Annotated in this window: 8 protein-coding genes; 4 read left to right on the top strand and 4 right to left on the bottom strand. The window is 56.4% G+C overall.

Features of this window, described 5'->3' with window-relative positions:
• The coding region (locus NZ823_18770) for a pectinacetylesterase family protein (GenBank protein MCS6807171.1) at window positions 1-789 on the top strand (789 nt) is incomplete at its 5' end.
• Here the strand turns inward: NZ823_18770 and NZ823_18765 are convergent.
• Window positions 765-1,190, bottom strand: a complete 426-nt coding sequence (locus NZ823_18765) for a hypothetical protein (protein ID MCS6807170.1) — start codon at window positions 1,188-1,190, stop codon at window positions 765-767. The genes NZ823_18770 and NZ823_18765 overlap by 25 nt on opposite strands.
• A gap of 24 nt (window positions 1,191-1,214) precedes the next feature.
• Between NZ823_18765 and NZ823_18760 the strand changes: the two genes are divergently transcribed.
• The 3 genes from NZ823_18760 to NZ823_18750 are packed head-to-tail and all read left to right on the top strand — an operon-like array spanning window position 1,215 to window position 4,474.
• A complete protein-coding gene (locus NZ823_18760) occupies window positions 1,215-2,234 on the top strand; it encodes an NAD-dependent epimerase/dehydratase family protein (GenBank protein ID MCS6807169.1) in 1,020 nt (339 codons plus the stop codon).
• A 27-nt stretch (window positions 2,235-2,261) separates the two neighbouring features.
• Complete coding sequence (locus NZ823_18755; GenBank protein MCS6807168.1) at window positions 2,262-3,497, top strand: glycine C-acetyltransferase; 1,236 nt, start codon at window positions 2,262-2,264, stop codon at window positions 3,495-3,497.
• Window positions 3,494-4,474 carry an ABC transporter ATP-binding protein gene (locus tag NZ823_18750; protein ID MCS6807167.1) on the top strand — a complete coding sequence of 327 codons (981 nt, stop codon included), beginning with the start codon at window positions 3,494-3,496 and terminating at the stop codon, window positions 4,472-4,474. The genes NZ823_18755 and NZ823_18750 overlap by 4 nt, the downstream gene beginning before the upstream one ends.
• 349 nt (window positions 4,475-4,823) lie before the next feature.
• Here the strand turns inward: NZ823_18750 and NZ823_18745 are convergent, their stop codons facing one another.
• The 3 genes from NZ823_18745 to NZ823_18735 all read right to left on the bottom strand — a co-directional run bounded on the left by NZ823_18745 (window position 4,824) and on the right by NZ823_18735 (window position 6,795).
• On the bottom strand, window positions 4,824-5,633 hold the full coding sequence (locus NZ823_18745) for an XdhC family protein (protein ID MCS6807166.1): 810 nt from the start codon (window positions 5,631-5,633) through the stop codon (window positions 4,824-4,826).
• Complete coding sequence (gene yqeC, locus NZ823_18740) at window positions 5,630-6,382, bottom strand: selenium cofactor biosynthesis protein YqeC (GenBank protein MCS6807165.1); 753 nt, start codon at window positions 6,380-6,382, stop codon at window positions 5,630-5,632. Before yqeC ends, NZ823_18745 begins: the two co-directional genes overlap by 4 nt.
• An 80-nt stretch (window positions 6,383-6,462) precedes the next feature.
• Complete coding sequence (locus NZ823_18735; GenBank protein MCS6807164.1) at window positions 6,463-6,795, bottom strand: XdhC family protein; 333 nt, start codon at window positions 6,793-6,795, stop codon at window positions 6,463-6,465.
• Window positions 6,796-6,957 lie beyond the last annotated feature (162 nt).

Below are 6,957 nucleotides of genomic sequence, written 5' to 3'. Positions count from 1 at the left end.
AGCTCTGCTCAACAACCACCGGAAATTGACAACGCGTTGCCCTGTGGTCGGGTGGGAGAAGTCGGCGATGTCGCCCCTGGGAACGCCCTGTTCAGAATCAATGTCAATCTCAACAACTTCCCCGACGCCGTCTGCAATGACGGGTCGGGCGCTGTCTTCTACGTTCGCCGATATTCGAGTGAAGCTGATCGAAACAAATGGCACATTCACTTGCAAGGCGGTGGCGGATGCCAAGATGGCCAATCGTGCGCCGAACGATGGTGCAGCTCCGGGACCAACTTCGGCGCCGACAAAATGAGCACCACGTTCAGACCGCTTCCGTCTTCAATCCGAGGTGACGGCATCTTCACTCAGGACCCACGGAACCATTTCGCCTCCTGGAACCATGTGCTCATCTACTATTGCAGCTCTGACGTTTGGTCCGGGACTGCTCGCAATGTGGTGTTATCGGCGATAGGGCCTGGCGGTAACACCATCCAATACCGAATCCACTTCAAGGGCACCAACATCTTGGAGGCCGTCATCAGGATGTTGCAGCGGCTGCCCGGCGGTCAGCCCGTCACCTATCAGAACGCCGAACGCGAGCGCATCACGATGCCCGATTTAGACACCGCCACCCACGTGCTGTTCTCCGGCACGTCGGCCGGATCAAGCGGCGTCCGACATCATGCTGACCGGCTCGGACAACTCCTGCGTCGAGATAACGTCCAGTGCCAGTCGGGCGGGAATTGCCCGCTGGTGTATCGCGCCGTGATTGATGCCGGCTATGGACGGCATTTGAAGACCTGAACTACACGAACTTTGTCGGCTGTCTCAATCCTCCGAATCTGTGTAGTTACACCGCCCTGATGCAGCACCAATGGAATAACGTCTCGATGGGGCTGTATCAAGCGAGGACCGATCAGTCGTGCGTCGAATGGCACAGGACCAATCAGCCCGGCACCGAGTGGAAATGCGCTGATCTGGAGCACGTGACGGAAAATCACATCACTACGCCGCACTTCGTGCGCGCGGATCGTCAGGATGAGCAGAATGTGGCGCAGGCGTTCCCGCCGGTGATCCATTTTGATTGTTCGCGGCGTGCCAGAGCAGCGAGGCGATTGACCGACGATCGGCTCCTCAGCGGTCCGCTTGTGCGGCGATTGAATCACAAAATCATGTGGCTCAATCCACGCTCTGGAATAATTCAACAGCCCTGAGTACAATCAGGGCCTATGCGAAAGCCTGTTATTTTGATTACCGGCGCTAACGGTGAGATCGGACACGGACTCATCAACCACCTCGGTCAACACGGAGCGTCAAACATCGTGGCCATTGATCTCAATCAAATTGACGAACAGTTGGCGCGCTATTGCACGGCGACCATCGTCGGCGACATCCTGGACGAGAATCTGTTGCAGCGCATGGTGAGCGAATACGAAATTCATCAAATTTACCATCTGGCGGCGCTGCTCAGCACACGCTCAGAATACACGCCGGCGCGCGCGCATCGCGTCAATGTGGAAGGGACGCTCAATCTGTTGCAACTGGCTCATGAGCAGTCGCGCTGGCATGGCCACACTGTCAAATTCCTATTTCCAAGCTCGATTGCTGCCTATGGGTTACCGGATCGCGCCACCAAAATGCGCATCGGCCGCGTGCGAGAAACTGACTTCAATTTCCCCACGACCATGTATGGCTGCAATAAACTCTACTGCGAACAACTCGGCCGTTACTTCACGCTGCACTTCCGTCAGCTTTCGGCAGAGCAAGCCTCCAGCGGGGTAGACTTCCGGGCGCTGCGCTTTCCCGGATTGATCAGCGCGACCACGATTCCTTCAGGCGGCACCAGCGATTACGCGCCCGAAATGCTTCACGCAGCCGCCAAAGGCGAACCCTACGAGTGCTTCGTAGATGAAGGCGCGCAGTTGCCGTTCATGGTCATGCCCGACGCGATCAAAGCGCTGACCATGCTGGCCGACGCGCCCGCCGAGCGGCTGACGCAACGGGTGTACAATGTCACATCCTTCAGTTTCACAGCAGGTGAATTCCGCGACCGTGTTCTGCGCGCATTTCCCAACGCTCGTATCACGTTCAAAGTGGATGTGCCGCGCGCGCGGATTGTTGACTCCTGGCCGGCCAACGTTGACGACATGCCGGCGCGCGATGATTGGGGCTGGAAGCCGGATTATGATCTGGATCGCGCCTTTGATGAGTACCTCGTGCCGACCATCTCACGTTACTACCAAAAATAACCTCAGCGTTACAGGAGGTGAACAAACATGCTCACACGCGATACGATTTACGCGGCGCTGGCCAACGAACTCGAGCAGATGCAACAGACCAAGACCTTCAAATACGAAGTGCCGCTCGATGGCGAGCAGGGCCCAACGGTCATGGTGGGTGGTCGTCAAGTGGTCATGCTGGCGTCCAATAACTACCTTGGCCTTTCCAATCATCCGCGCATCAAAGAGGCGGCGCGCCGGGCACTGGAGCAATACGGCTATGGGCTTTCCTCAGTGCGCTTCCTTTGTGGCACGCAACCGGTCCATCTGGAACTGGAGCAAAAGATCGCCGCGTTCGTCGGCTGTGAAGACGCCATTTTGCACTCATCATGCTTTGCGGCGAACGAGGCGTTCTTCGCCGGACTCATCGCCAACGACTTCGGCAGGCAAAATTATCGTGACGTGATCTATAGCGACCAACTGAACCACGCGAGCATCATTGACGGCATCCGGCTTTGTCGTATTATCGCCAAGTCAACTGAATCGAAACCCTATCGGCATGCCGACGTGGCTCACTTGACTGAACTGCTGGATGCTGACGCGAAAGAAGACTACCGTATCAAAATCATCGCCACCGACGGCGTGTTCAGCATGGAAGGCGACCTGGCGCCGCTGCCCGAACTGGTGGCCCTGGCAAGGAAACACGGCGCCCTGTTATTCGTGGATGATTCACACGCAACCGGCGTGCTGGGTCGAACAGGACGAGGCACACCAGAAGAACTGGGTGTGCATGGCCAGATTGATGTCATCACTGGCACATTCGGCAAAGCATTGGGCGGCGCTTCTGGCGGATTCATCGCCGGCAGGAAAGAGCTGATCACGTTCTTGCGGCAAAAGTCTCGACCTTATACGTTTTCCAATTCCATGCCGCCGCCCGTTGTGGCTGCCTCGATTGAAGCGCTGAATATACTGGAAACCGATACGTCGTTCGTCGAACGCTTGCACGAGAACACGGCCTACTTCCGCAAAGAGATCGTCAATCTCGGTTTCACCATCATTGCTGGCGCGCATCCGATTGTGCCCATCATGCTGGGCGAAGCAGCGTTGGCTATGGACATGAGCGATGAGCTGTTGAACGAAGGTGTCTACATCAAGGGGCTGTGGTATCCGGTGGTGCCCAAAGGCGAAGCCCGACTGCGCGCACAGATCTCAGCAGCGCACACACGAGAACATCTGGATCGCGCGTTGGAGGCATTCAAGAGAGTTGGTCAACGGCTCGGTGTTCTGTCATGAGTGAAACGATTCCGCTTGTCCAAGTCAACAATCTGACCAAACATTTCAGGCTCAACGAAGGGTTCTTTGCTCGCCAACGACAGGTGGTGCGCGCCGTAGACGACCTAAGTCTCTCTATCGCACAAGGCGAGACATTGGGATTGGTGGGCGAATCAGGCTGCGGCAAGACAACATTCGGTCGCTGTATTCTCAGGCTGATTGAACCCGACGCCGGCGCTGTTCGATTTGAAGGAACGAATCTGCTGCAACTGAACCGCAACGAGATGCGCGCCATGCGCCGTCACATGCAGATCATCTTTCAAGACCCGTACTCCTCACTCAATCCGAGGATGACCGTTGGCAAGATTATTGAGGAACCGCTCATCGTCCACCGTCTGGGCTCGAAAGCTGAACGGCAACAGCGCGTGCGTGAGCTAATGGAGGATGTCGGACTTGATCCAAGCTACGCGAGTCGCTATCCACACGAATTCTCCGGCGGCCAGCGTCAACGCATCGGCATCGCGCGGGCGCTGGCGCTGAATCCGAAATTCATCGTGGCGGATGAGCCGGTCTCCGCTCTCGACGTTTCCATTCAAGCGCAAATCATCAATTTGCTTCAAGACCTGCAAGAGCGGCACGGCTTGACTTACCTGTTCATCTCACATGATCTGTCTATCGTCCGCCACATTTCGACGCGCGTTGGTGTCATGTACCTGGGGAAACTCGTGGAGCTGGCGCCGAGCGATACGATTTACCAAAACCCTTTGCATCCATACACCCAACTGTTGCTCTCGAGCGTGCCGGTCGCCGACCCGGACATCAAGCGTGAACGCACACTGGCCAGGGGTGACCTGCCCTCGCCGCTCAACCCGCCGTCTGGCTGCCGGTTTCATACGCGCTGCCCGTTTGTGATGCCTGAATGCAAAGAGAAAGAACCAACCCTGATCGAAGCCGAACCCGGCCATCATGTCGCGTGCTACCTGGTCAAGAAACCCTAAAGTGATTTGCGAACGAGTTTACCTCGGGAGCGCACGCTTCCATCGTGCGTGAGCCCGCAAGATGTGAGGCTTCCAGACTAAAGGCAATTGAAAATCGCTCTAAGCGGTTCATCATGGCAGAGAGCATTTTTCCCGGCGGTAAGCACGCGCCGGCCCTTTGCTTTGAGACAAAATACTCTCGGCCAGCTCCACATTCTCACCAAGCGCTGCTTGAGCCGTTCATCATTGATATGGCCTGCACTTCGGTCTGAGTATATGTTCACCTTCAACCCGTCCCCTGAACCGTTGAGCACGTCCTCGATCAACTCCACGCATGAACATCAATTCGTCGTTGAATCATTTTGCAACCCTATCGCAGATGCAATTCGGGCTTGACCGCCTGTCGTTTCGGCGCGCCTGTACCGCCGTACTTGTTGAGGATGATCTCAGCCAGAATCGCCACGGCAATCTCCGCCGGCGTGCGCGCGCCGATGTCCAGTCCAATCGGCGCATGAACCCGCCCGATGGCTTCCCGTGAATATCCCTCATCCAGCAACCGACGAAAAACGGTGATCACCCGCTTGCGACTGCCGATCATGCCGATGTAGTGGGCGGGCGTGTTGAGCACAATCCTTAAACAACTCTCGTCATGCTTGTGCCCGCGCGTCACCACGACAATGCTTGTTGACGGCGTCACGTTCAACGAGGCAAGGGCTTCCGCATAAGGTTGCGCGATCAGCCGAACGCCGTCAGGAAAAAGTTCGGGCGAAGCATAATCAGCGCGATCATCAATCACGATCACCTCAAAATCGAGCAGGCAGGCCATCGGAGCGAGCGCCTGGCCGATGTGCCCCGCCCCGCAAATGATCAGTTCAGGCCGGCGACGCACAGGCTCGATCATTACGTGTATTGAGTCATGCTTGCCTTCAACTGCAATCCGCAGGTGCGAAATTGTCCCACGCTGGATGACGCCTCTGGCCGCTTCTACCAGTTGATCACAGCACTTCACAAGAGGCGGCAACGGCTCACCAATAAGCTCAGGCAAACCCGATTCAGAAAATCGAATGAGCAGTTTTGCTCCGACCAGCTCAGGCGCTGCTTCCAACACGGTGATGAGCGCCGCCGGAACTCCTTCACTGTAGACCCGCTTGATCGCTTGCGCCAGTTCTCTGTCGGTCATAACCACACCTTGACGTAATTAAGGCGAACATCAGCGATGACTACATCAAGCGCCGAATCGCGCCCAGCGACGATCTGAGCAATCTGCATCGCCACGGCGCGTTGTGCCTCTGAATTCACCTTGTTGATCAACACACATCGCCGAGCCATCGAAGGGACGCGAGCAAATAGCCCATCCTCGTGCAAGATACATGAAGCGACCGCATGAGGCGTAATGAGTTCGCCCTCGCTCAGGCCAGCAATAGCGGCGACCTGCTCAAGCCGATGAACCACTGTTGAGTTGAACGGGGCGCCGACGGCGTCCACGCCGACGACAGCGATAGCCAAGGTCGTCGCCGGAGGCCAAACCGGTTCATACGCAGCCGGCGCTTTCAGTGACCGTGACCGCGCTCCATCGGCTTCAACCAACACGGCGTCCACAAACGAGCAAAAAGACGAAATCGCTTCAGGGGCAATCCCGATGAGCTTATGGTCCTCTCGTTTTGCTACCACGATCACCACTGAATGGAAAGCCAGTTGAGCGTGAAGCTGGCTCAGCCACGCCGATGCCGTCGGCCAACAGCTCAGCATCAGCACAGGATGTCCATCGGTCTGCCAAGCACCTATGCGCGTAGTGGTCGTGATGATGGCTTTTCGACGTTGTTGAAAAAGCTCTCTGCCCAGCCGAAAGATGCACGTTGTTTTTCCACCGCCTCCGACAAACGAGACGACGTCATTGGATCGCAATTTCAGACGCGCTGCTAAATCCATAGGGGCAAAGCCTGCTCAGGAAGCTGGTTCCTGCTCAGTCACGGTTCGACTGAGGCGACGGTCAATCAGTAGCCTCGCGCTCAAGGCGACCACAGGTCGAGGAATATCTTCATCGTGCCGCCGCACACGTCTCCTTCTTCTTTTTCGGGATCATCATTCAAGTAAAACGTGAACAGACCGGACTGACCTCGGCGGCGCACTTCACGGGCCTGCGCCCACACCTCTGCTTCAACACAACCACCCCCAACGGTCCCAATCATGTGGCCATCTTCAAAAATAGCCAGCTTGGCTCCGGCCCGTTGAGGGGTTGAACCAATTGTTTCGACAACAGTGGCAATGACCACGCTGTCGCCCTGATCGAGGGCGGCTGAGACCTGTTCGTAGAGCTGTTGTGTCGAGATGACCGTCTTCATATCAGCGTGATTCGAGCTAAGGGCAAGATTATATGTGGGTTGATCACCTAAAGCAACACACAGGCAAGAGCGCCTTGCTGGACTTTTAGCGCAGTCTTGGTCACCGCTGACAAGGCCTTTCGCCTGAAAAATTAAAATACTATAATGCGCGGGACAACCGAT

The organism is Blastocatellia bacterium, from assembly GCA_025054955.1.
Classification (GTDB): Bacteria; Acidobacteriota; Blastocatellia; order HR10; family J050; genus JANWZE01.
Note: the sequence above shows the minus strand (reverse complement) of the source record. Positions and strands in the feature narration are given on the sequence as shown.